Origin of the sequence: Agarivorans sp. QJM3NY_29, assembly GCF_050870835.2 — a bacterium.
In the GTDB taxonomy this organism is placed as follows: domain Bacteria; phylum Pseudomonadota; class Gammaproteobacteria; order Enterobacterales; family Celerinatantimonadaceae; genus Agarivorans.
In genome coordinates this window covers 4,758,472-4,781,441 of record NZ_CP194036.2, presented here as the reverse complement: position 1 = coordinate 4,781,441, position 22,970 = coordinate 4,758,472, and the positions used below count along the sequence as shown (strand labels likewise).

18 protein-coding genes are annotated in these 22,970 nt (G+C 46.5%); 11 read left to right on the top strand and 7 right to left on the bottom strand.

The window, feature by feature from the left end; all coding sequences use genetic code 11:
• Nucleotides 1-5: 5 nt before the first annotated feature.
• The 4 genes from ureC to ACRRS0_RS21715 are packed head-to-tail and all read right to left on the bottom strand — an operon-like array spanning nucleotide 6 to nucleotide 3,279.
• On the bottom strand, nucleotides 6-1,712 hold the full coding sequence (gene ureC / locus ACRRS0_RS21730) for an urease subunit alpha (RefSeq protein ID WP_432455509.1): 1,707 nt from the start codon (nucleotides 1,710-1,712) through the stop codon (nucleotides 6-8).
• On the bottom strand, nucleotides 1,709-2,032 hold the full coding sequence (locus tag ACRRS0_RS21725) for an urease subunit beta (protein ID WP_432455510.1): 324 nt from the start codon (nucleotides 2,030-2,032) through the stop codon (nucleotides 1,709-1,711). The genes ureC and ACRRS0_RS21725 overlap by 4 nt, the downstream gene beginning before the upstream one ends.
• Before the next feature lie 35 nt (nucleotides 2,033-2,067).
• Complete coding sequence (gene ureA / locus ACRRS0_RS21720) at nucleotides 2,068-2,370, bottom strand: urease subunit gamma (RefSeq protein ID WP_432455511.1); 303 nt, start codon at nucleotides 2,368-2,370, stop codon at nucleotides 2,068-2,070.
• A 24-nt stretch (nucleotides 2,371-2,394) separates the two neighbouring features.
• Entirely contained in the window at nucleotides 2,395-3,279 is an 885-nt protein-coding gene (locus ACRRS0_RS21715) for an urease accessory protein UreD (RefSeq protein WP_432455512.1), read from the bottom strand.
• A 390-nt stretch (nucleotides 3,280-3,669) separates the two neighbouring features.
• Between ACRRS0_RS21715 and urtA the strand changes: the two genes are divergently transcribed.
• From urtA to ACRRS0_RS21680, 7 genes are all read left to right on the top strand, one after another.
• The gene (gene urtA, locus ACRRS0_RS21710) at nucleotides 3,670-4,965 is read left to right on the top strand and encodes an urea ABC transporter substrate-binding protein (RefSeq protein ID WP_432455513.1); all 1,296 of its coding nucleotides are present in this window, start codon (nucleotides 3,670-3,672) and stop codon (nucleotides 4,963-4,965) included.
• Between the two features lie 109 nt (nucleotides 4,966-5,074).
• A complete protein-coding gene (gene urtB, locus ACRRS0_RS21705; protein ID WP_432455514.1) occupies nucleotides 5,075-6,682 on the top strand; it encodes an urea ABC transporter permease subunit UrtB in 1,608 nt (535 codons plus the stop codon).
• Between the two features lie 3 nt (nucleotides 6,683-6,685).
• The gene (gene urtC / locus ACRRS0_RS21700; protein WP_432455515.1) at nucleotides 6,686-7,894 is read left to right on the top strand and encodes an urea ABC transporter permease subunit UrtC; all 1,209 of its coding nucleotides are present in this window, start codon (nucleotides 6,686-6,688) and stop codon (nucleotides 7,892-7,894) included.
• Complete coding sequence (urtD, locus tag ACRRS0_RS21695) at nucleotides 7,887-8,645, top strand: urea ABC transporter ATP-binding protein UrtD (RefSeq protein WP_432455516.1); 759 nt, start codon at nucleotides 7,887-7,889, stop codon at nucleotides 8,643-8,645. The genes urtC and urtD overlap by 8 nt, the downstream gene beginning before the upstream one ends.
• Before the next feature lie 81 nt (nucleotides 8,646-8,726).
• On the top strand, nucleotides 8,727-9,422 hold the full coding sequence (urtE, locus tag ACRRS0_RS21690) for an urea ABC transporter ATP-binding subunit UrtE (protein ID WP_432455517.1): 696 nt from the start codon (nucleotides 8,727-8,729) through the stop codon (nucleotides 9,420-9,422).
• A 365-nt stretch (nucleotides 9,423-9,787) separates the two neighbouring features.
• A complete protein-coding gene (locus ACRRS0_RS21685) occupies nucleotides 9,788-11,671 on the top strand; it encodes a methyl-accepting chemotaxis protein (RefSeq protein WP_432455518.1) in 1,884 nt (627 codons plus the stop codon).
• A gap of 258 nt (nucleotides 11,672-11,929) precedes the next feature.
• Nucleotides 11,930-13,009, top strand: a complete 1,080-nt coding sequence (locus ACRRS0_RS21680) for a hypothetical protein (RefSeq protein ID WP_432455519.1) — start codon at nucleotides 11,930-11,932, stop codon at nucleotides 13,007-13,009.
• 877 nt (nucleotides 13,010-13,886) lie between these two features.
• Here the strand turns inward: ACRRS0_RS21680 and ACRRS0_RS21675 are convergent.
• Nucleotides 13,887-15,062 carry a hypothetical protein gene (locus ACRRS0_RS21675; RefSeq protein ID WP_432455520.1) on the bottom strand — a complete coding sequence of 392 codons (1,176 nt, stop codon included), beginning with the start codon at nucleotides 15,060-15,062 and terminating at the stop codon, nucleotides 13,887-13,889.
• A 322-nt stretch (nucleotides 15,063-15,384) separates the two neighbouring features.
• Between ACRRS0_RS21675 and trhA the strand changes: the two genes are divergently transcribed.
• Nucleotides 15,385-16,017: a PAQR family membrane homeostasis protein TrhA gene (gene trhA, locus ACRRS0_RS21670; protein WP_432455521.1), complete on the top strand. Its 633-nt coding sequence runs from the start codon at nucleotides 15,385-15,387 to the stop codon at nucleotides 16,015-16,017.
• Here trhA and ACRRS0_RS21665 read toward each other — a convergent pair.
• A complete protein-coding gene (locus ACRRS0_RS21665) occupies nucleotides 16,014-17,453 on the bottom strand; it encodes an MBL fold metallo-hydrolase RNA specificity domain-containing protein (protein WP_432455522.1) in 1,440 nt (479 codons plus the stop codon). The two genes, trhA and ACRRS0_RS21665, sit on opposite strands and share 4 nt — an antisense overlap.
• Before the next feature lie 175 nt (nucleotides 17,454-17,628).
• Complete coding sequence (locus tag ACRRS0_RS21660) at nucleotides 17,629-18,876, bottom strand: methyl-accepting chemotaxis protein (protein ID WP_432455523.1); 1,248 nt, start codon at nucleotides 18,874-18,876, stop codon at nucleotides 17,629-17,631.
• A gap of 448 nt (nucleotides 18,877-19,324) precedes the next feature.
• On the opposite strand from ACRRS0_RS21660, the gene ACRRS0_RS21655 reads away from it, so the two are divergent.
• The 3 genes from ACRRS0_RS21655 to ACRRS0_RS21645 all read left to right on the top strand — a co-directional run bounded on the left by ACRRS0_RS21655 (nucleotide 19,325) and on the right by ACRRS0_RS21645 (nucleotide 22,756).
• Nucleotides 19,325-20,356, top strand: a complete 1,032-nt coding sequence (locus ACRRS0_RS21655; RefSeq protein WP_432455524.1) for an ABC transporter substrate-binding protein — start codon at nucleotides 19,325-19,327, stop codon at nucleotides 20,354-20,356.
• A gap of 7 nt (nucleotides 20,357-20,363) precedes the next feature.
• Nucleotides 20,364-22,187 (top strand): diguanylate cyclase domain-containing protein, encoded by a 1,824-nt coding sequence (locus ACRRS0_RS21650; RefSeq protein WP_432455525.1) that lies wholly within the window; start codon nucleotides 20,364-20,366, stop codon nucleotides 22,185-22,187.
• A gap of 77 nt (nucleotides 22,188-22,264) precedes the next feature.
• Complete coding sequence (locus ACRRS0_RS21645) at nucleotides 22,265-22,756, top strand: hypothetical protein (protein WP_432455526.1); 492 nt, start codon at nucleotides 22,265-22,267, stop codon at nucleotides 22,754-22,756.
• Nucleotides 22,757-22,970: the final 214 nt, after the last annotated feature.

Below are 22,970 nucleotides of genomic sequence, written 5' to 3'. Positions count from 1 at the left end.
TCTCCTTAAAATAAAAAGTAGCGCTGCGCCAGTGGCAGTTCGGTTGCAGGTTCACATTCCAGTAATTGGCCGTCGGCACGAACTTCATAGGTTTGTGAATCGACTTCCATATGGGGTTGATAGTGGTTATGCACCATGTCTTTCTTGGTGATGTTGCGGGTATTTTTGCAAGCTACCAAGCGACTCTGTAACCCGAGGGTATCCTGTACCTTGGCGTCCAGCGCCGCTTGACTGACAAAGGTGACCCTCGTTTCGCTCATGGCCTTGCCATAGGCGCCAAACATCGGCCGGTAATGAACCGGTTGCGGAGTGGGGATTGAAGCATTGGGATCGCCCATCGGTGCTGCAGCAATTGCCCCACCTTTGATGATGAGTGAAGGCTTTGCGCCAAAGAAGGCTGGTTTCCATAACACCAAGTCGGCTAACTTACCCACCTCCACCGAGCCGACTTCGTGGGCAATACCATGAGTAATCGCTGGGTTGATGGTGTACTTGGCGACGTAGCGTTTAGCGCGGAAGTTGTCGCAGCCTATAGCTTTATCTTCTTCGAGTAAGCCGCGTTGCTGCTTCATCTTATGCGCGGTTTGCCAGGTTCGGGTAATCACCTCGCCGACCCGCCCCATGGCCTGTGAATCGGAAGCAATCATCGAAAAGGCACCTAAATCGTGCAAAATATCTTCAGCAGCAATAGTTTCTTTGCGGATCCGTGAATCGGCAAACGCCACGTCCTCTGGGATTGACGGGTCGAGGTGATGGCATACCATTAACATGTCCAGGTGCTCATCCACGGTATTTACCGTGTAGGGGCGAGTTGGATTAGTTGACGAGGGTAATACATTGTCTAAACCACAAGCGGTAATGATATCGGGGGCGTGACCGCCACCGGCGCCTTCGGTGTGGTAGGTATGGATCACTCGGCCTTTAAAAGCGGCGAGGGTATCCTCTACAAAACCCGACTCGTTTAGGGTATCGGTATGAATGGCCACCTGCACATCGTAGTTTTCGGCCACGGTTAAACAGTTGTCGATAGACATCGGGGTGGTGCCCCAGTCTTCGTGAAGTTTGAGACCCATGGCGCCAGCAACCAGTTGTTCTTCTAGCGGGCGTGGTAAACTGGCGTTACCTTTACCTAAAAAGCCTAGGTTCATGGGAAAGCTGTCAGCCGCTTGCAGCATTTTACCTAAGTGGAAAGGCCCCGGAGTACAGGTAGTGGCATTGGTACCTGTGGCTGGTCCGGTGCCGCCACCTAACATGGTGGTGGTGCCAGACATTAAGGCTTCTTCGATTTGCTGCGGGCAAATAAAGTGAATATGAGAGTCGACTCCGCCAGCCGTTATAATTTGTCCTTCACCGGCGATCACCTCGGTACCGGCACCAATTTCGATATCAATATTATCTTGAATATCCGGATTGCCTGCTTTACCAATGGCCTGAATGCGACCTTCTTTAATCGCGATATCGGCTTTAACAATGCCCCAATGATCAAGGATCAAGGCATTGGTAATCACCGTATCGGGTACCATCGCACAGCTGGCTTGGCTTTGCCCCATGCCGTCGCGGATCACCTTACCGCCGCCAAATTTCACTTCGCTACCATATTGGGCGTAATCTTTTTCGACTTGAATGATGAGTTCGGTATCGCCTAGACGCACCTTGTCACCTAGCGTTGGGCCAAACATCTCGGCGTAGGCGCGTTTATCCATCTTGCTCATGCTTGCTCCTTGGTGTCTAAGGCACCCATTACTTCACCACGAAAACCGTAGACTTCGCGCTTACCACTTAAAGCAACCAGTTCTACTTGGCGACTTTGTCCGGGTTCAAAACGGACTGCGGTGCCTGCTGCAATATTTAGTCGCATGCCAAAGGCGGCCTTACGGTCAAAATGCAGGGCTGGGTTGGTCTCGGCGAAGTGGTAATGTGAACCCACTTGTACCGGGCGATCGCCGCTATTGGCAACATCGATGCTAGTGGTGGCTAAGCCTTGATTGAGCTCTATCCAACCATCTTCAATAATTAGTTCTCCAGGTATCATCTGTCGTTCCTTGTTGTTGGTGCTAGAGGCCAGGCCTAAGGGATCGGGTTATGCACAGTGACAAGTTTGGTGCCATCGGGAAAGGTGGCCTCAACCTGCACTTCAGGGACCATTTCTGCGATGCCATCCATCACTTCATCGCGGCTGAGCAGGGTTCTTCCCCAACTCATTAATTCGGCGACGGTTCGGCCTTCGCGGGCGCCTTCGACGATTTGCGCTGAAAGATAGGCAACGGTCTCTGGATAATTGAGTTTTAGGCCTTTGTCTTTGCGTCGCTCGGCAACCAAAAATGCGGTGAACAGCAGTAGCTTGTCTTTCTCTCTTGGTGTTAATTCCATATTTGCCTCGTAATTTGTGAGTAATTAGGTATTCCAAATGCGTGGTGCTATGGCTTCTCGGCCTAGGGTACATGGGCGGATCAGCGCCCATGCTGCTTCAAATTGCTGACGCACGGTTTCGGCCTGATCGCCTAAATAACGCAAGATAATTAGGCCTCTGACGAGGGTGATCCCCAGCTGTGGACAGCTAAGATGCTCCCGTAAAAGTTCTAATAGTTCGGTTTGCTTGGCCTCACTGAGCTGGTCAACGGTGGCTAGCATACAAGCATAGACATGTTTACTTGCCAGCGCCGCTGGATTGTTGGCACTCACTGCGTTATGAATACGAGTATTCTCGATTAATAGTGGACGCTGCTCGCGATAAACCTTAATCGATTGCAATAATTCACCATGATCAAAGTCTTCATCGCTGGCTTTACGGCCTAAACAGGTGATTTCCCAGGCAATTAATTGGGCATTGCCGTGTAGCTTAAAGTGACTGTCTAAACGGCCTTGAGCGCCATTAAACACGATGGTTTCCGGTGGTAGCCATTCCAAACTGCTATTGGTTTGTAGGTGAAACAACTGTTGTTGACTCTGTTGCTGGCGAGCAAGATTGGAGCGATACAGTTTGCCAGAGGCGGGGGTGGTGAGTAAGACCTTACTGCCTTCGGCACATGTTACGTTCATATGTAACTGGTCACCAGCCACTAAGCCCCCAGGTGGGTGCAATAAGTAAACGTGGCAACAATCGTTTGCTTGCCGCTCAGGGTGAAACGGTCGTTGCACCCGTAATGGGCCAATACTCTGGTTTAAGGTTAAGCGAGTCTTGGCCGCAATTGGCGCAAAACCTAGCTCGAGTTTGGCTAGCCAGCCTTGCTTAATTGGCGCCGGAGTACTGCTGTGCTTGACTTGAGTAAGCTGACTCACATCATTCCTTTTTAGCTAACTAGTTGTTTTTGACCTTATTTATTTAGATAAATACAGCAAGAACCAAACCAGCTTTTCCTGTACTAAGCAGCACTAGCTTGAATGCGTATTGGTCACAAATTCTTATCCTGATCGTGGATCTTTATGGTGCGAGCGCCTTTCTTTGGTGCAATAGATGAATACTTATTAGTCACTAAAATATTTTGGTGCATGTTTTTGAGGCAAATGTTCGATTCTTGTGCATTAGGATCTTGTGTTTCGCTTTGTCTCTGGGATTAACTGATTGTTTTATAATGATTTTGGTTGGTTGGCATGGTCAGTGCTGCAGTTCGACTAGCAATGCATGAGGTATCGCATGCTTTAAAAGCAACAAAAATAGGGAATATAGCAATGACACAACACAATACATGGAAGAAAATAGCCACAGTCGCCAGTGGCGTAGCTTTAGCTTTTTCAATGAGCGCAGCTCAGGCAGCAGATACTATCAAGGTCGGAGTCTTGCACTCCTTGTCAGGCACCATGGCGATCAGTGAAACCACACTGAAAGATACCGTGCTGATGATGATTGACCAACAAAACAAAAAAGGTGGCTTGTTAGGCAAAAAACTGGAACCGGTGGTGGTTGACCCTGCATCTAACTGGCCGTTGTTTGCCGAAAAAGCACGCGAATTACTGGACAAGGATAAAGTGGATGTAATTTTTGGCTGCTGGACTTCAGTGTCGCGTAAGTCGGTGTTGCCTGTGATTGAAGAATTGAATGGCATGTTATTCTACCCAGTACAATATGAGGGCGAAGAAAGCTCTAAAAACGTATTTTATACAGGGGCCGCGCCTAACCAGCAAGCAATCCCTGCCGTGGATTACTTGATGAGTGAAGAAGGCGTTCAACGTTGGGTATTGGCCGGTACCGACTATGTTTACCCACGCACCACCAACAAAATTCTAGAAGCTTACCTCAAGTCTAAAGGGGTCGCGCCTGCTGACATCATGATTAACTACACGCCTTTTGGTCATTCCGATTGGCAAACTATCGTTTCTGATATTAAGAAATTTGGTGGCGCAGGTAAAAAAACCGCGGTGGTTTCAACCATTAATGGTGACGCCAACGTGCCATTCTATAAAGAGTTAGCCAACCAGGGGATATCGGCTGAAGATATCCCTGTGGTGGCTTTCTCGGTGGGTGAAGAAGAGCTGTCTGGTTTTGATACCACTCCTTTGGTGGGTCACCTAGCGGCATGGAATTACTTCCAAAGTGCTGAGAGTGAAGCCAACGATGAGTTTATTGCCGCGTGGAAAGCCTATACTGGCGATGACAAACGCGTGACCAATGATCCTATGGAAGCAACTTATATCGGTTTCCAAATGTGGGCAGAAGCGGTTGAAAAAGCTGGCACGACCGCTACCGATGAAGTCCGAGAAGCGATGTATGGTATTACCGTACCGAATCTCACTGGTGGATATGCCGTGATGAATACCAACCATCATCTGACCAAACCAGTGCTAATTGGTGAAATTCAAGCCGATGGTCAGTTCGATATCGTATGGCAAACCATGGGTGGTGTGATTGGCGATGCCTGGACGAACCATCTTCCTGAAAGTGCCCTGTTAGTTGCTGATTGGACCGCGCCAATTAGCTGTGGCAACTTCAATATTAAGACCGGCCAATGTTCAGGCCAGAACTATTAAGTCGGTTCGCCTGAACAGCTAAGCGCCTCCGGTGCTTAAATGAAAGGCGCGACTGAATTGCTTCGGTAGCGCCTTTTTTAATTGTTATCCATAGAAAGTAGGGATTGTTTTGAGCATATACATATCTCGTTTCTCCGCACTGTTGTTGGCACTTTTATTCAGTAGTGCTTTGTTTGCAGCACCAGCCAGCGATTGGTCACAGACCGTGCAGACTTTAACCACCAAAAAAAACACCCAGAAGCAGCAAGCGATTGAACAGCTTATAGAAACTACCGATCCACGGAATAGTTTAATTTTTCAAAGTCTGTTAGACGCTAACTTGTACTACATCAAATCAAGCAAACAAGTGGTTATCGCTAAGCAGAAAGGTAAGCAATATGCGATTACTTCGGTAATTGATGGCAGTGATTTAGGCACCCTGAAAAAAAAGGCAATTAAGAAAATTACCGTGAATAACAAAATTCGCCGTCAACTGCGCAATGGTTTGGCATTGGTCGGCTTGAATGCAGAGACCAGCGAGCAGCGCATTGCGGCGATCCGCTCGCTAATGAATGACGCAGATAGCTCATATTCTGGGCTCATCGAAAAGCGTATGGTGCTGGAGCAAGATCCGGCGGTGATCGCCAAACTTAAAGAAATGCAGGCGATCATTAACCTGCAATTTGCCGATCTATCGGCGCGTGCCGAGGCTGCCGAACTATTGTCTGGTCAGTTAGACCCTGCCTCACGTAATGTACTGGTAAAACAACAAACAATTGAAAAAGACGCCAAGGTGCTGGCCGCGATTAACGAGTCGATAGCGACCAACCAGCAGTTATTGCAACTGAATAGCGTCGCTGAAAATATCTATTTTGGCTTGAGTTTGGGGGCGGTGTTATTGCTGGCTGCGGTTGGCCTGGCGATTACCTTCGGGGTGATGGGCGTGATTAACATGGCCCATGGCGAAATGATCATGCTCGGCGCCTATACCACCTATGTGGTGCAACAGTTGATGCCTCATCATATCGAATGGTCGCTGTTGGTGGCGATCCCTGCGGCTTTTGTGGTATCGGGGCTGGTAGGGATTTTGATCGAACGAGGGGTGATCCGTTTCTTATATGGTCGTCCGCTAGAAACTTTGTTGGCGACCTTTGGTTTAAGTTTAGTGTTACAGCAGGCGGTGCGCAGCATCTTTGGCCCTTTGAACCAAGCGGTGATTACCCCACAATGGATGAGCGGTTCGTTGGAAATTAACGGCGTGTTGTCGCTGACTTATAACCGCCTGTACATCATTATTTTCAGTTTTATGGTGGTTGCCCTGTTATGGACCATTTTGCGCAAGACCTTTTTCGGTCTGCAAATGCGGGCGGTGACGCAAAACCGAGCGATGGCCAATTCAATGGGGATCCGCTCGAGTTGGGTGGATGCCATGACCTTTGGCTTGGGCTCGGGCATTGCTGGTATTGCTGGAGTGGCCTTAAGTCAGTTGACCAATGTTGGCCCGAATTTGGGGCAAAATTACATTATCGATTCCTTTATGGTGGTGGTATTTGGCGGTGTGGGTAACCTGTTTGGTACGGTGATTGGAGCTCTGACCTTAGGGGTTGCGAACAAGTTAATGGAACCTTTTGCTGGCGCAGTCTTAGCCAAGATTTTGGTGCTGGTTTTCATCATTCTGTTTATTCAAAAGCGTCCTCGAGGTTTATTTGCCTTGAAAGGTCGTACGGTGGAGGACTAGTTCATGCCGAAGTCAGTATTAGTTCGATTTTTAGTGAAAGACAAAGTTGGCAACGCCATGTTGCTGGCCTTGTTATTGTCGGCGGTTTTAGTGCCCTTCATGAGCCTGGCACTTAGCCCGGAAAACCCACTCCATCTTAGCTCTTATTGGGTTACCCTGTTAGGCAAGTATCTGTGTTATGCCTTGCTCGCGCTGGCGGTGGATTTAGTGTGGGGCTATTGCGGCATCTTAAGTTTGGGGCACGGTGCATTTTTTGCCTTGGGTGGCTACGCCATGGGTATGTACTTGATGCGACAAATTGGCGACCGTGGGGTATACGCCAACCCAGAGCTACCAGATTTTATGGTATTTCTCGATTGGTCGGCGTTGCCTTGGTACTGGTTTGGTTTTGATTGGTTTCCCTTTGCCATGTTAATGGTGTTTTTAGCACCGGGTATTTTGGCCTTTATTTTTGGTTACCTGGCTTTTCGCTCCCGAGTGACCGGCGTGTATTTGTCGATTATTACCCAGGCCCTGACCTACGCCCTGATGTTGGCATTTTTCCGCAACGACATGGGTTTTGGTGGTAACAACGGCTTAACCGATTTTAAAGATATTCTTGGTTTTAGTTTGCAGGCGGAGAGTACCCGTGCGGTATTGTTTGCTTTGAGTGCGTTGGCATTAGCGCTGGCTTATCTGCTTTGTCGCTGGATTGTTAATTCCAAGCTGGGGCGAGTATTAATTGCGGTGCGCGATAGTGAAAGCCGGACGCGCTTTATCGGTTACCGGGTGGAACGTTTCAAATTGTTTGTATTTGTGGTTTCGGCGATGTTAGCGGGGGTTGCGGGGGCGCTGTATGTGCCACAGGTTGGTATTATTAACCCTGGCGAATTTGCACCGCTCAACTCGATTGAGAGCATTGTTTGGGTGGCAGTAGGTGGTCGCGGCACTTTATTTGGCGCCATCTTTGGCGCACTGTTGGTGAACTTTGGTAAGTCTTGGTTTACGGGCGCTTTCCCCGAGCTGTGGTTGTTTTTCTTAGGCGGTTTATTTGTGGTGACGACTTTGTGGCTTCCCAAGGGCGTCGTGGGCTTATATGCCAGTATTAAGGCCAAGTTCGCCGCTCATTCTGCGCGAAAGCCTGTAATGACAACTTCCGATAGTCAAGCAAACGCACAAGCTAGCCCAACAGCTAAATCGGGCAAAAAAAGTGAAGGAGTGGTGAATGCGTAGCGTACATATTCCTCAAGACACAATCTTATATGTGGACGGTGTCAGCAAAAGCTTCGACGGCTTTAAAGCCTTGAATAGTTTGTCGTTGATCCTTGAGCCGGGTCAAATGCGGGCGATTATTGGCCCCAATGGCGCGGGTAAAACCACCATGATGGATGTGATTACTGGCAAGTTGCGTCCCGATGAAGGCTCGGTATTTTTTAATAATGATGTGGACCTGACTCAATATGATGAAGCTGAAATTGCTAATTTGGGAATTGGTCGTAAGTTTCAAAAACCGTCGGTGATTGAAAATCTCTCGGTCTTTGAAAATCTTGAATTAGCCCTCGCTGGGCATCGAGGGGTGTTTGAATCCTTGTTGCATAAACTCTCCAGGCGTGCTCATAAAACCATTGACGATACGCTGGCCTTAATCCGCTTAGCCGATAAACAAGATTGGCAGGCAGGCTCGCTGTCGCATGGACAAAAACAGTGGTTGGAAATTGGCATGTTAATTATGCAGGAACCGCAGTTGTTACTTATCGATGAACCGGCTGCTGGGATGACCGATGAAGAAACCGCTTTAACCGCCGAGTTATTTAAACAACTGGCCAAGAAGCACTCGCTGGTGGTGGTTGAACATGACATGGATTTTGTAAAAGCCCTCGATTGTCCGGTTACGGTATTACATGAAGGTTCGGTATTAGCTCAAGGCACTCTTGAGCAGGTACAGCAAAACCAGCAAGTGATTGAAGTTTATTTAGGGCGCTAGGAGGTCGTAATTGATGTTGGAATTTTGTCAATCAGGCTGCCATCACAGTGCCGCCAGCCAAGCGTTATGTAAGGTGGATAAATGTTAGAACTTTCTCAAGTGAATAGTCACTATGGCGCTAGTCAGGCGCTATACAGTGTGGATTTGAACGCTGAAGCGGGCAAGATCAGCTGTGTACTGGGTCGTAATGGGGTGGGCAAAACCACCTTGCTGAAGGCGCTGGCGGGCCAACAAGCAATTAGTGCCGGTCGCATCATGTTTAACGGTAAAGATATTAGTAAACTGTCGGCCGCACAGCGTGCCAAGCAAGGCATTGCCATTGTGCCGCAGGGGCGCGAAATATTTGGTCAGTTAACGGTTCTGGAAAACTTGAAAACTGGTTTTTCGGTGCTGCCGAAGTCGGAACGTTTTATTCCCGATGAAATTTTTCGTTTGTTTCCAGTATTGAAGCAAATGCTCAGCCGTCGCGGCGGTGATTTATCGGGCGGGCAGCAACAACAACTGGCGATTGCTCGGGCCTTAATTATGCAGCCAAAGTTGTTGATGCTCGATGAACCTACTGAAGGCATTCAGCCTTCAATTATTAAAGATATTCAAAAAGTACTGGCGCTGCTGCGCGATCGCGGTGAAATGGCGATTGTATTGGTAGAGCAGTACTTTGATTTTGCGGTGGCTTTGGCCGACCATTACACCGTACTCGATCGAGGTAATGTGGTCTTGCAAGGTCGTAAAGAGGACGTCGATGAGGCGGATGTAAAACGTTGGATGAGTGTTTAAGTTTTTAGCCACTTTAAGCGACACTGATCAAGCCGCTCTATTGAGTGGTTTTTTTGTCGCTATTGTTTGGCCTAACGTTACGCTTGGAGCTTGATCGTTGCGTTTCATGAGGCTGCGGGTCAGAGGTATGATTTAGTCAAAGATCACGTTTAATTCAATCTTGCTCACGCTGGTAGATGATAAACCTGCGTTGTTAAATATTTAAAGTTATAATGCTCAATATCTTGGGCTGTGATGGAGAATCAAGCCAAGAATTCTCATCGATTGACTTTGTCGATGATCATATTGTTCAATGCCCACCGTGACATCGTGTCGACCGCCGTTAGGCGGGCATAGCTGTTTCTTTTTCCCAATAGAGGTTATGAATGTTTAAAAAAATATCCCTGAAAAATAAACTCGCCATTTCTGCTAGCTTGGCGATTATTTTGGGTGGATTACTAGTAGAAGCTTTATCATTCAGGGCATCTTTGTCGCGCCTCGATTATGATGTGGAGCAGCGACTACTTAGCTCTTCGACTGCTTATAATCAATACGTAAGCAATTGGTTGCTATCTAAAGAACGGGCTTTGACATCTTTGAGTGAAGCCGCTCAAGAGCAACAACTGGTACTGCATTTACAACAAATTCGTGATTCGGGAGCCTTCGATAATGTGTTCCTCGCATATCCCGATGGTTCGCAAAAAAATGCCAATGGCGTGGTATTGCCAGCCGGCAACAATGACCCGCGTCAGTGGGGGTGGTATATCAATGCGAAGGCCAAGCCGAGTGAAGTTTTTATGGATAACCCAACCGTAGCCGCGGCCACTGGGGCCAATGTGGTGTCATTGGGTAAAGCTTTAAGGCTGAATGGTCAACAAGTAGTCTTGGGCGCAGATGTTGAAATTACCGATATTATGAATACTCTGGATAAAGTGATTTTACCGGGCCAAGGGGACATGTTCATCGTGAACCAGCAAGGCCAGTTTTTCGTGTATTCAGACACTAAGTTATTAAATAAATCGGTGGCAGAGCGGGGTTTAAACTACGCAGATATCCAAAATGCATTGCGTGTCGGTAAAACTGCCTCGGTGAATATCCAGGGTGAGCAGTTTGTTTTATTTGCTAAAGCTATCGTCGGTACTAATTTGGCGACGGTGATTGTGGTGAATCACGATTCGTTGGTTAAGCCCTTGTTTGCAGCAGTTTGGGGACAAGTGATGGCGACTCTGGCGGTTGTGGTTGTGTGTGTCATTTTATTCAATTTGTTGTGTAACATCTTATTCAAACCATTGGGGCGAGTGTCGAGTGCCTTAGCCGAGTTTGCTCAAGGCAGTGGTGATTTAACTCAGCGGATCGATATCGATAATCAAGATGAAGTGGGTGAGCTGGCCAATAACTTTAATATTTTTGTCTCAAGTCTGCAGCAGCTGATCAGCCATGTGCAGCAGCAGTCGATCCAGTTAACACAGCAATCAGAATTAGGTATTCGTAGCGCCAATGAGACGGTTGCAGAAATTGAAGGCCAGCAGCAAGAAATTGTTATGGTTGCGACTGCTGTGACCGAGATGGCCTCGGCCACAGTCGAGATCGCCTCGCATGCGGATAGAACAGCACAGGCCACTCACGATTCGGCAAGTAGCACAAACCATGGTCATGAGTTGGTGGTGAATAGCAAGGCTTCGATCAACCGGCTGGCCAACGAGGTGACGGAAGCAAGTTCGGTGATCGCCGATTTAAGTCAACATGCCATGGAAATCAGTACTGTATTAACCACAATCCAAGGGATTGCCGAGCAGACCAACTTACTGGCTTTAAATGCGGCGATTGAGGCAGCTAGAGCTGGAGAACAGGGGCGTGGTTTCGCAGTGGTTGCCGACGAGGTTCGAGTATTATCGCAACGCACGCATACTTCTACCGAAGAGATTAAAGCCACCATCGATCTGCTACAAAAAACTAGCGAGCGCGCTGTCTCGCTGATGGCTAGTAGCTCTGAGCTAGCTAGCGGATCGGTGGATGATGCCGATAAGGCGAGTGATGCCTTGGAAGAAATCACTGCTTCGGTGACGTTAATTCGAGACATGGCTACTCAAATTGCGACCGCCGCAGAAGAGCAAACTCATGTTTCAAATGAAATTTCACAAAATGTAGTGGCGATCCAAGATGTGACTGAAAACCTGATCTCGAGAGCGAATAATAGCTTAAAACAATCACAAGCCTTACAAACGCATGCCGAAGAACTCAATAGCGATGTTAAAACTTTTAAATTGTAAGCCGTGATAGTGTGTTTAAAGGGACGCATTGCGTCCCTTTGATTTAGGGAGTGTGACTGTCCTGTGCAGCGATAGACATTGTTATCGGTATCGAGCGGGTGTGTTTCGAGATTGGCCGGGTGATAATTTACCCAGAGCGTTTTAGTGGACAATAAGTAAAGATGTAATCATTTGATTTATAAGTTAAAAATAACTTACTACCTTGTGGCCCGAAAATTGTTTCAGTGAATTAAACAAGAGTCTTCTACGGAGTGAGTTATGGACGAGCAAGCAAAGGGAAGTTCAGTCCCTTTTAAACCTTTATTCGACACCACTCGGTTTTTCAGCCGCAATGTTAATCGGCTACAGAGCCAATTATCCTCTTATCAGCAATCGTTTTTACAGTCCTCGCCCTTCGGGCAGCATCTGGATTCCGTGAAGGACTGGACCCAACAACGTCGTAACACCTTTCACCAACAGTTAGATTCAAGCGTTCAGGAATCTGCCGTCGTCGCCAACAATAAAGGCAGAGAAATGCTTAAGTTTAAGAGCAGCCAGGATGACTGGCTACCTCAACGTATCCAAAAAGCGGTGTTTAATAAGGGCGTTGATGTATTGGCCGATAATAGCGAACGTTTGCTTCGATACGGGAAAGGTTATGCCAGTGGTGTGGGCGATAAAATGCCTTCTAAAACAATGGAACGTTATCATCCTGGCAATATTGCAAGGCTCTTTACTCAGCCGGATCAGTCAATGCGCTATTTACAGCAGCGTAAAGCCCAGTTGTTGCAGCCGTGGGAGCTGTATCAGAGTCCAACTAAGTTTGGTAAGCAGAAAATGGGGGAAGCTAAACGTACTTTTTGGAATATGCATGAGCGGTATCAGGAGTTGGACTCTGGAAACAAGCTGGCCCACGGTGGTCGAGCCGCTGTCGATTATACTCAGGAAAAAATTGCACCGGTGTTAGGCTCTAGTTTATTGGCATTCTCGCTCTACCATCGTTACCAACAGCGGCAAAATACCAATCAGGCGATGGACCGAATGTTTCCTCGGCAAACCCGCGTGGGTAAAACGGCCCGCTTCCTACCGACCCGGATGATGTTCACCAAGCCTCTCTCAAGGGTGGTTGGTAACCCTCGTTTGTCCTTAGCCTTATTGACTTATGGTGCGCTGACAGGCGTCGGGCAGAGTATAAAAGACAGCATGGACTTACAGCATTCGGCGCCGAATACCTTTAGTCGCTTAAAACAGGATAACCGCGAAATGTATAAGTCGTCTTTTCAGCGGGACTTACAGAGTTCGGTGCAGAACACCAGCAGGACCCGCTCTCAGTCGACAGATTTGACTGGACACAAATAGTCTAAGCTACGAGCTTGTTTGTTGCAGCTTGAAGCAAGGCATGATTCCCTTATCAAGTGAAATAGACAGCACCGAAAGCGCTGTCTATTTCATGGTTTTACAAAGAGCGTCTAACTACTCTTGGTGATGGCAGCTAGCTATAAGTGATTTGTCTTAATTGATAGTTGATGGTTATGGTTGATGATCATTTTTTAGTGTAAAACTTTGCTAAATTTGAGTTAAAACTTATGTCTTTATATGGTCAATACCAGTAGCCTGTGTTGGTAGAAGTGTTTAGCAGACAAAGAGTGACTGTGGGTCCTTGGTGCGATAGTAAAAGCATCTGATAGTGAAATACTGCAAGAAATCGAAGCGCATGATATTTGCTGCTGTGAAGGCTTTGGCTGCTGCCGCTTTTGTAGGTTTCGGTGTGCGAGGTTTTGGGCGAAACACCTTGTTTTCAATTAAATCTCAACATGGATGCACTCGGCTTATGTTCTCTTATGGAAACCAATTTGGTTTCGGGAATGAATCATGGGACTCGTTATTTCCTAAAAGCTTGCGAAATTGCGGATCAGATGCCGTACGATGAGGTGATCTGCATGATGCTCGATGAGTGTGTCGCCAGGGCGAGCTTAGACAAAGCATTGAGCCCCCTTGTCAAACCACATGCCCTAAGCTGCGCAGTGTAACTAAGTCCTTGCCGTGAAATATAGCGATGGATATCAGCATTACTTCTTTTCTTTTTTTGCCAGAATTACGCAAACACTTGAAAAGCTCAGGTCGCAGCATCGGGGATATAAAATATTGCGGAACGGATGATTTCTCCGTTGGTTGCGCACAGTTTGCTGGGGATTTTGCTTGAGTGGTGTTTAGACTGCGGTTTAAACCGTTATCGTTAGCCACTGTCTGCAGCGCAAAATTGCTTAGTGTTGGATTCTGCTGCGATATGTTGACGTATTAATTTGGCCGAATCAGAAGCGTTGGCTTGGCAAACAAATAAGCCGATTTGCTCATAGCCTCCCATCATCTGAGTTTTGGGCAGAAACTCGATGTATAAACCACAGCCAGGCCCGTTATTCACAATCATATTATAGGCAGGGCTCATCCCCATCTGTTCCATCAGGTGCATGATTGCTCGAATCGCCTGTTGTATACCCAGCACTAATTGCTGTTGCTGTTGTTGATTGAGTTGGTGTAGGTAGCGTTTTTCGTTGTCTTTAAAGATCAAAAGCATGTCTAGTGGTCTTTTCATGAAGTAAGGCACGATTAGTTGTACCTCGCCATAGTCTTTTACTAATAGCTTTTTAGGATTTTCGTCAATCATGTACTGACTGAAGGGGCGGTTATGACGTTTTCTAAAACGTAGGTTATTAAAAAAATGCTGTGGCAAAATATTGCTATAAGCGATCTGTTGATGACCATGGCTCAGCGAGGCCCCAGCGGTGGCACCATAGTTTTTTATAATTGAGACATATCCGCTGACCACCTGTTGTTCCACTTTGCTTTCGGAACGAGACATAAAATCGGTGGGTTGATGCAGCAAGCTTTGCTCTAAAGCTGCCAATCGCTGAAAGCTAATCATGGCGTCAGCATAGGGCAAGTTATGCCAGTCGAGTTCGTGGATCGACGAGGTCCACTGTAAGAGGTGAAAGCCATAGGAGGCGCGACCATTGTGGTAAGGATCTTGATGCTGAAAGTAGTCTGCGGCTTCTTGAGGTAATTCCTTGATCGGATGAAAGATAGGGTACAGGTTTTTATTGATAAAGGTAAAACCTTGACTGTGTTCGGCAATATCTAAAATATCGGCGCTTTTACCTTCACAGATAGGGCACGCTTGGTTGGTATTTACGTTTATCGGCGGGCTGGTTGTATGGATCCGTTTGGCGCGCGCTGAATTATAGATAATTAAATTGCCGTTGCGCGGGTCGATTTGGCAGATCCCATCGGGCGCAAATTTTTGCAATTGAGGATCATTGCTAATGTTCTTTAGCAGATGTTCAAAGTTTAGCTGGCTCACGTCTTGGCATAGTGCTATCGATTGAGCCCAAGCAAGCGGAAGTTGTTGCCGCATCGCATTCTCCATAACTCTGCAAGTGATTGATGTTTGGTGCCTTAATTATAGTTGAATACGCTTATGATGCAGGCTCTCTCGGGCGCTTTGTTAATTTTTTGCGATACGTTATGGCGGAAATTTGAACTCTTGGTGGAAAGGATTTAGCGCTTGAACGGCCGGTGAGACTCAATATTTCAAGCACTTAAAAACTAATGATCAATCACATTATAGATGCGGTGATGATGTCTGTCCGACGACAATAAAAATTCATATTATTTTCAGTGTACAACTGTACGCTGAAAGTTTAAGCTGATTCAGTTGATGATAAATGGGTTGCGAAATGAGCGTATTGACCAGTGGCTACAGTGAGCGTGAAGAGAAACTGAATGTTGCTTCTCATGGGATTGCTTTGTTGATTGCGATCATCGGTTTAGTCATGTTAATCATTAAGGCTAATGGTTTGATGGCGGTGAGTGCGGTGACAATCTATGGAAGCGCATTGATCCTATTATTCTTGGCTTCGTCCTGGTATCACGGGTGTCGCAATGTCACTTGGAAGGCAGGCTTAAAACTGTTTGATCATTCTGCTATTTACTTGTTAATTGCCGGAACTTATACCCCTATTTTGTTGCTTCGCTTTGAGGGGATGCTATCGTGGGGATCGATGTTGATCATATGGGGCCTCGCGATTTTTGGGGTCGCTTTTAAGCTACTCACTGGCACTCGCTTTCCTAAAATTTCCTTGAGCACTTATCTCATTATGGGATGGTTATCGTTAGTGCTCGCTTATCCTATGTACTTGAATATCGCCACCCTAGGTCTCGTCTGGTTAGCTGTTGGCGGTTTGTTGTTTAGTATTGGCGCGCTTTTTTATGTCGCTAAACATCGAGTCTACAGCCATGCGATATGGCATGTATTTGTGGTGGCGGGCTGCGCTTGCCATTTCGCGGCGATATATCATTATATTGTTTAGGGCAGCCAGACCAGCTTTGGCAAGGCGCTCAAGTCTAGTTTATCGCCGCGTTTTGCGGCGACTAAAGCTCTGGGGGGCGGACTGAGTTGCTCATTGATAGCGGCGATTAAACCTTGTTGAGCTAGTGGTTCGCCATGTACTAAAACTAAGGGAGGGCTCGCTTTAAATTGGTGATACCAAGCGATGAGTTCCGCTTGGTCTGCATGGGCAGATAAACCGCCCACGGTATGTAGTTTAGCCGCCACTTTCACTGGTTTACCATGAATGGTGAGGTAATCTGCCCCATCAACCAGTAGCCTTCCGGGAGTGCTAATTGCTTGATAGCCGCATATAATGACATCACATTCGCTGCGCCAAAGATTATGCTCTAGGTGGCAACGGATCCGGCCGCCATTACACATGCCGCTGCCAGCGATGATGATCAAACCGTGATTGATATCGTTGAGCGCCATCGACTCTTCGGTGCTTTCTATAAATTCAACATTAGACAATAAGGGATGCTCGCCAGGGTGTTGCCGAGTAAAGCGCTTAAAGTCATCATCCATTACCGGATAATTATTGATGTATACCTTGGTTGCTTCTATCGCCATTGGACTATCTAAGCAAACCTTCCAACGAGATAAATCCCATTGTTTGGCATAAAGATGAAATAGGTAGAGCAATTCTTGGGCTCGGCCCACCGAAAAAGCGGGGAGTAAAATATTACCTTGACTATGGCTGATCGCAGCGGCAAATATTTGTTCCAGTTCGGTGATGGTTTCTTCCCAAGAGCGGTGAAAACGATCGCCGTAGGTGCTTTCCATTAATACTAAATCGGCATCATCAATGGCAACCGGATCGTTAAGAATTGGCATGCCTTCTCGGCCTAGATCACCACTAAAGACAATTTTTTTCTGACCGGTGGGGTCGGTTAACCATAGTTCGACCAAAGCAGAGCCAAGGATGTGCCCCGCATCGGAGAGGCGCAGTTCAATACCGGGGAAAATGCTGACTCTTTGTCCGTAGGTAATGGGCAAGAACTGCTTTATTGCTTGTTCGACATCGCGTTCGTCATAAAGTATATCGATCGTGGGAAGATTGTTTTTCAATCGCTTCTTATTGACTCGTTCGGTATCGCGTTGCTGCAACATGGCGGCATCTTTGAGCATGATTTCGGATAGTTCTGCCGAGGCCTTATGAGTGTAGATCGGCCCGCTAAAACCTGATTTCACCAGTTGTGGGATCCGCCCGGAATGGTCGATGTGGGCATGACTAAGAATGACAGCATCGATGCGACTCGGATCAAAATAGAAGTCTTGATGATTGCGTAGGGCATCAGTTTTGCTACCTTGGATCAACCCGCAATCTAATAGGATCTGGCGATCATTGATGGTGAGTAAGTGACAAGATCCCGTGACTTCTTCGGCGGCTCCTAAAAAGGTGAGTGTCATGTCCATAAACCAACTCCAATGACTTGTTTCTTCTAAGGATAGGCTAGTTTAATGAAGTTACTCGCGAGTTGGCTCACGGCATGAAGGGATGGATGATTGAGAACGGGAACTGAATTAAACCGCTCATCGGAAGGATGAGTACCAGCTGGCAAAAAGTAAACTGGTACTCATTAACGATAACTTAGGCCTTCAAAGTCGCCAGTTGGTCATTGAGTAACAGGGCCAATTGAGATAATTCGGTGCTGAGATTTTCAATATCATGAGTTAAGGCATTTTGCTGCTCAGCCGCTTCACCCATGCCGCTAATATTATTATTGATATCGCCGCTGACATGGCTTTGCTCCTCCGCTGCGGTCGCAACTTGAGCGGCATTGTCGTTGATGGCCGAAATACTAGCGACCACGCTATGCAACTGTTCGTAGCTACCTTCGGTATCTAAAGCTGTTTTGTTGACTTGTTCTCGACTGGTGGATATTAAATCTACGGTTGCATTCACATCACTTTGTAAGGCTTGAATCAACTGGTTAATTTCTTCGGTGGAGCTTTGGGTTCTTCCTGCAAGATTACGAACCTCATCGGCTACAACCGCAAAGCCGCGTCCTTGTTCACCAGCTCGAGCGGCTTCAATGGCGGCATTTAAAGCTAATAAGTTGGTTTGCTCGGCGATACCGCGAATGGTTTCTAAAATACTGTTAATATCTTGGCTGCGTCCGGCAACCTTGGTGATTCGCTCGCTAATTCCTTCCATACTTGATGATACGTCGCGGATCTGTTCCACAGAATATTGAAACTCTTGCTGAGTTTGACTGAGCTGTTGCTCGGCTTTTTGGGCGTTACTGGCAGTACCATTGGCCAGTTCGGCGACTTCTCCGGCGCTGGATGACATCTGATTGACCGCGGTGGCGACATTGTCGGTTTCATTATGTTGGCGGCGACTTAAGCTACCAGAGGTTTGAGCATTTTTTGCCAGTTGCTGTGAACTTTGAGTGAGCTGATTGGCCTGCTGTTGTAGCTGTAGCATTATTTGGCGAAGTTTTTCGGTAAAGGCATTAAATTGCAGCGCCATGTCGGTTAACTCTTGGCTCTGTTGAGCCTCCAATTTCAATCTTAAGTCACCATCTTTTCCTGCGAGATAACCCATGTGGCGGGTCATTCGAGCTAAAGAGGCTAAGAAGTTTTGTAATATCATGGTCACCACCACTAATATCACAAGGCCACCAAGCGCTGAAATTAACAACATTTTAGCTTTTGCCTGAGCTGTCGTTTCGGCAAATAATGCCTGAATTTGATTGGCATTTAATTGGGTGGCAGCAGCAGCCTGCTCGGTACTGAGTGATGCGTTCCCAAAAATCAGCATTGTCACTAACAAACAACAAAATAGTACCGTAATACTGATTAGTAATTTTAGTTTAAACGACAACTGCGCCATTATATTTCTCCGTAAATAACTAGTCTTCTAAGATCGCATACTTTTGCTCTAAGTGCTCAATTTTTATCGAGAATTGAAGAATAATTAGCAAATTAATGGTCTCGTCGCGAAGATCTTGTGAGCCGAGTAAATTATTCGTGGATTTGTTGATTGCTGGCCAGAGCGCCGTGCTTCATCGAACCACCTGCTTGGTCAAAGTATCATGGCTGTTTTGGTTTCGACGAACCGGGTTTTGTTTGATCTAAAAATAGACCTGAGCATAGGGCTTTATCACTCATGGTTTGTCATATCATGAGCCATTGAATTGGTGCCGCTGCTCTAGCTGTGGTTTTTGTTCGCTAAGGTTGGCTTTCGTTCGGTAAATACAGGGCTGAATGCTAACTAAAGAAGCTAAATTTGTCAGGTGGTTTATAGTTTTAGATAGTGATTATTTTCCTAGGTTTAGACTTTGCTTAAAGTCATCGCTTTAATCTTTATTTTTTTGAGTGCTTGCGTATTTGCGCAACCTTCGGTGGTGTTTCTTAATCCAGGTAAGCCGACGGAGAATTTTTGGGCACACGTCGATTTGTTTGCCCTCGCGGCGGCACAACGTTTAGATTTAAAATTGACAATTTTCCACGCGAAACGTGAGCAGTATTCAATGATTAAGTATCTCGAGAAGATGATTCAGCAACAGCAATTGCCCGATTACTTGATGTTGGTTAACGAGAAACAAAGCTTGCCACGAATGCTTCATTTGTTGGAAGAGCAGCCAGTTTATGTATTGATATTACTCAACGATTTAGAAGCAGTGCTGCGCTCAAAATATGCGCTAAATACGCATTGGCAACAGTATATTATTAGCCGTTTGGTGCCGAATAATTATTGGATTGGCGAACAAACGGCTAAAGCGATGTATCAGCAAGCGGGCGGGCAGCCTGGCGGAGTGGTGCTGATATCCGGTGATCGAGCCACTCCGGCCTCCAAGGAAAGGGAAGCGGGCGCTCTTAGCTTTTTTCATCAGCAAACTAATTTAAGCGTGAAACCAGTGATATATGGTGATTGGGAACAGGCTCGCAGTTATCAACAAAGCAAATCTTTGCTGCGTCGATATCCCCAACTCAAATATATTTGGACGGCCAATGATCATATGGCTTTTGGCAGTTTGCAAGCGATACAAGACATTGGTAAAAGCGCTGGAAAAGATATTTTTTTAAGTAGCGTGAATGTTTCACTAGAAGCACTCAAATTAAGAGAGCAGGGACAACTCAGCGCGCTCGGGGGAGGACACTTTATGGCTGCAGGTTGGGGTTTACGCCTAATTCATCTGCACTATCTGGGTTACGCACTGCCGTCAAATGTGACGCTACCGATGTTCAGACTAGTACAACCAAATACAGAATTTTATCAACAGCTCAAAGCGCAAGACTGGTCTGGGATCGCCTTTGAACGACTATTTTTGGATGAGCATAATAAGCTAACACTCGAGTTTGTCCATTGAGGATGCCATGCTAAAAGCCTTGTTGAAATCGCGATCTCCAATTGCTAAAAAAATGGTGTTGCTGATTGTTGGTGCTAGCACGGTGTTTGCGTTGGTCTCGGTTGTGGTGCAGTTAGCGTTTCATTTCACTGGTGCGGTAAGACACATCGAACAAAGCGTTGATGAGTATAACCAGGCCAATATTACCGCACTTGAACAAGCCTTATGGTATATCGACTACAACTTGGTTGATGATTTGCTGCAGGCTTTGCTCAAACAACAATATGTGGGAATGCTTAAGTTAGAAGTTAACGATGAGCTGAATATTGCTATCGGTGTGGCTGAGCTGAGTGAGAAAATTTACGTTTATCCCTTGGTTTATCAACAGCAAAACCTTGGTCAATTAAGTGTCGGTTTAGACTTATCGGTGGTGAAACGTGATATTGTAAATCAAGCTTTGGTTATCTTTCTGACTAACGGCTTTAAGACGTTGTTGATGACTCTTATTATTCTGCTATTGGTGACGCGTCTGGTCACTCACGACCTACACCGTTTAGCCAAGGTGGCGGATCAAATTTTCACCAAGCAGCAGCAAATCGTGCAATTGCCAGATCAGCTATTGCAACGTAACGATGAAATTGGCTTGGTTGCGAGTTCAATGCGGCAATTGCAACATCGTTTTCAGCGGGGGTTGGATGCGCGTTTAGCTGCCGAATTACAGTTACATCAACATCGAGAGGAGCTGGAAGCTACCGTTGAACAGCGAACGGCTTTGCTGAATTGGCAAACCGAAGCCAATAAACTGTTATCCGAGATATCACTGTCCTTTCTTACTCAAGGCTCCACGGATGAGTTATTACAACGTGCGCTTGCTATCATTGGTCGTTTATTTGCGGTGGAACGGGTCTGTATCTTTACTTTTGAAGGCCCGTTGGCGGTTTATCGAAATGTTTGGACGCTTTTTGAGCAAGAGGTCCGACTCGATCCGATTGATTTAGAGCCATTGAGATTGCTGAATGCATATTTGCGCGATGCGACACCCTTTACCGTGAATGATATTGAAACGGTTAAGCAACAGGCGGAGCCTGAATATGATTTGTTGCGCGAGCGTGGTATTAAGTCTTTTGCTGGTTTTCCTTTACACGATGGCAAGCAGACTTTTGGTTTGCTGAGCTGTGCGAGTCTGAATTATCGATCGATATGGCATGATCATCAGGTAACGCTGTTGAGCCAATTTGCGACCGCGATTACTAGTTTGCTGATCAAAGAAAAGAAAGAGCTGGCACTGGTGCGATTGCAGTCTGAATTACTACAAGCAAATCAACGCTTATTGGTATTAGCCGAAACCGATGAGCTAACCGGCTTACTGAATCGCCGCCCCTTTAAGCGTGAACTTACTCGAGCAATTGCGAGTGCTCGTCGTCACAAGTCTAAGCTTGCCGTGATGATGGCAGACCTCGACTATTTCAAGGCTTATAACGATCGCTATGGGCATTTGCAGGGGGACGAAGCTTTAAAATTGGTGGCGAAGGCTTTAACTTCGGTGGTTCAGCGTAGCGAAGATTGTGTTGCGCGAGTCGGTGGTGAGGAATTTGCGTTGCTGTTAACCGACGTGAATCAAGATGAACTACCTTTGATGGCCAGGCGAATCGTAGAACAGGTGGCGGCTCTTCAAGTTGAGCATCAGGATTCGCAAGTGAGTCCAGTGTTGACGATTAGTTTAGGCGGGGTATTGCTGAGCTCGATGTCGGTTGATGATAACAACGAGATACTCCAGATGGCCGACGATTGTTTATACGATGCCAAACACCAAGGGCGTAATCGTGCGGTACTTGATTTAGTGAGTGACTGAGTCGATGTTGTTTGCAAATATCCATAGTAAACATATCGCTGTGCATTGTTTTGGATAGCTCATTTGCGAGGTTGTATATGACTCATACTCGAATGATGAAATGGACGATTAACGCTTATGTGGGTTGCGCATTATTGGCGTGGCTTGTTGCGGTTTTCAGTGGAGTACTTACGGAGGCTGAATCAGGCCCGAAGCTATGGATTTTTCCACTCAATTTTGAATTGACCTTAGTTGTATTATTGTTCAGTTTATTGGCTGCTTACTCCTTACGCTACGGCAGTATTCACGGCCGTTTGCTATTGTCTGGCCTTGCCTTGATTGATTTGCTTAATATGATATTTACCAATCCCTTGGTACAGTCCTCGTTGGTCTCTTCGCTTGATGTACTGAGCATGCTTGCCTTGTTTGTTTTATTGTATATCGCTTGGACCAATACTTTGGCTGATAAGGTGAAACGCTTACAGGCATACCAGCATCAGCAAGTAAAAGGTAAAAGCATCCAATCGCAAGCCGAGCTCCAACCTAAGCCACAAAATGAGTCACAGCACAAACCACATCGCCCTGAGTAATGCTGGGAAGCCAAGAGAAACCCTGTTTAAGGGCATCTTTTTTAGTGACAAGATTAGCTGCAACTAGCGGCTCTCAACATCAGAGTCATCATCGAAGATGAGCGTGCTTAGCGTGAGTCACTCACGATAGCACTAGAAATGTCAGCACCTTCAGCAAACAATGAAAGGCCTGAAAGCAGCCAAGCTTGGCATGTCGTCAGTCCTACTGAGCATT

Bases quoted from the DNA above. Each gene is read 5' to 3' on its own strand.
- trhA (WP_432455521.1), top strand. From the start codon at position 15,385: ATGAGCGTATTGACCAGTGGCTACAGTGAGCGTGAAGAGAAACTGAAT.
- ACRRS0_RS21725 (WP_432455510.1), bottom strand. From the start codon at position 2,032: ATGATACCTGGAGAACTAATTATTGAAGATGGTTGGATAGAGCTCAAT.
- ureC (WP_432455509.1), bottom strand. From the start codon at position 1,712: ATGAGCAAGATGGATAAACGCGCCTACGCCGAGATGTTTGGCCCAACG.
- ACRRS0_RS21650 (WP_432455525.1), top strand. From the start codon at position 20,364: ATGCTAAAAGCCTTGTTGAAATCGCGATCTCCAATTGCTAAAAAAATG.
- urtC (WP_432455515.1), top strand. From the start codon at position 6,686: ATGCCGAAGTCAGTATTAGTTCGATTTTTAGTGAAAGACAAAGTTGGC.
- urtE (WP_432455517.1), top strand. From the start codon at position 8,727: ATGTTAGAACTTTCTCAAGTGAATAGTCACTATGGCGCTAGTCAGGCG.
- ACRRS0_RS21675 (WP_432455520.1), bottom strand. From the start codon at position 15,062: ATGCGGCAACAACTTCCGCTTGCTTGGGCTCAATCGATAGCACTATGC.
- ACRRS0_RS21665 (WP_432455522.1), bottom strand. From the start codon at position 17,453: ATGGACATGACACTCACCTTTTTAGGAGCCGCCGAAGAAGTCACGGGA.
- ACRRS0_RS21660 (WP_432455523.1), bottom strand. From the start codon at position 18,876: ATGGCGCAGTTGTCGTTTAAACTAAAATTACTAATCAGTATTACGGTA.
- ACRRS0_RS21645 (WP_432455526.1), top strand. From the start codon at position 22,265: ATGACTCATACTCGAATGATGAAATGGACGATTAACGCTTATGTGGGT.
- urtA (WP_432455513.1), top strand. From the start codon at position 3,670: ATGACACAACACAATACATGGAAGAAAATAGCCACAGTCGCCAGTGGC.
- urtD (WP_432455516.1), top strand. From the start codon at position 7,887: ATGCGTAGCGTACATATTCCTCAAGACACAATCTTATATGTGGACGGT.
- ACRRS0_RS21685 (WP_432455518.1), top strand. From the start codon at position 9,788: ATGTTTAAAAAAATATCCCTGAAAAATAAACTCGCCATTTCTGCTAGC.
- ACRRS0_RS21680 (WP_432455519.1), top strand. From the start codon at position 11,930: ATGGACGAGCAAGCAAAGGGAAGTTCAGTCCCTTTTAAACCTTTATTC.
- ureA (WP_432455511.1), bottom strand. From the start codon at position 2,370: ATGGAATTAACACCAAGAGAGAAAGACAAGCTACTGCTGTTCACCGCA.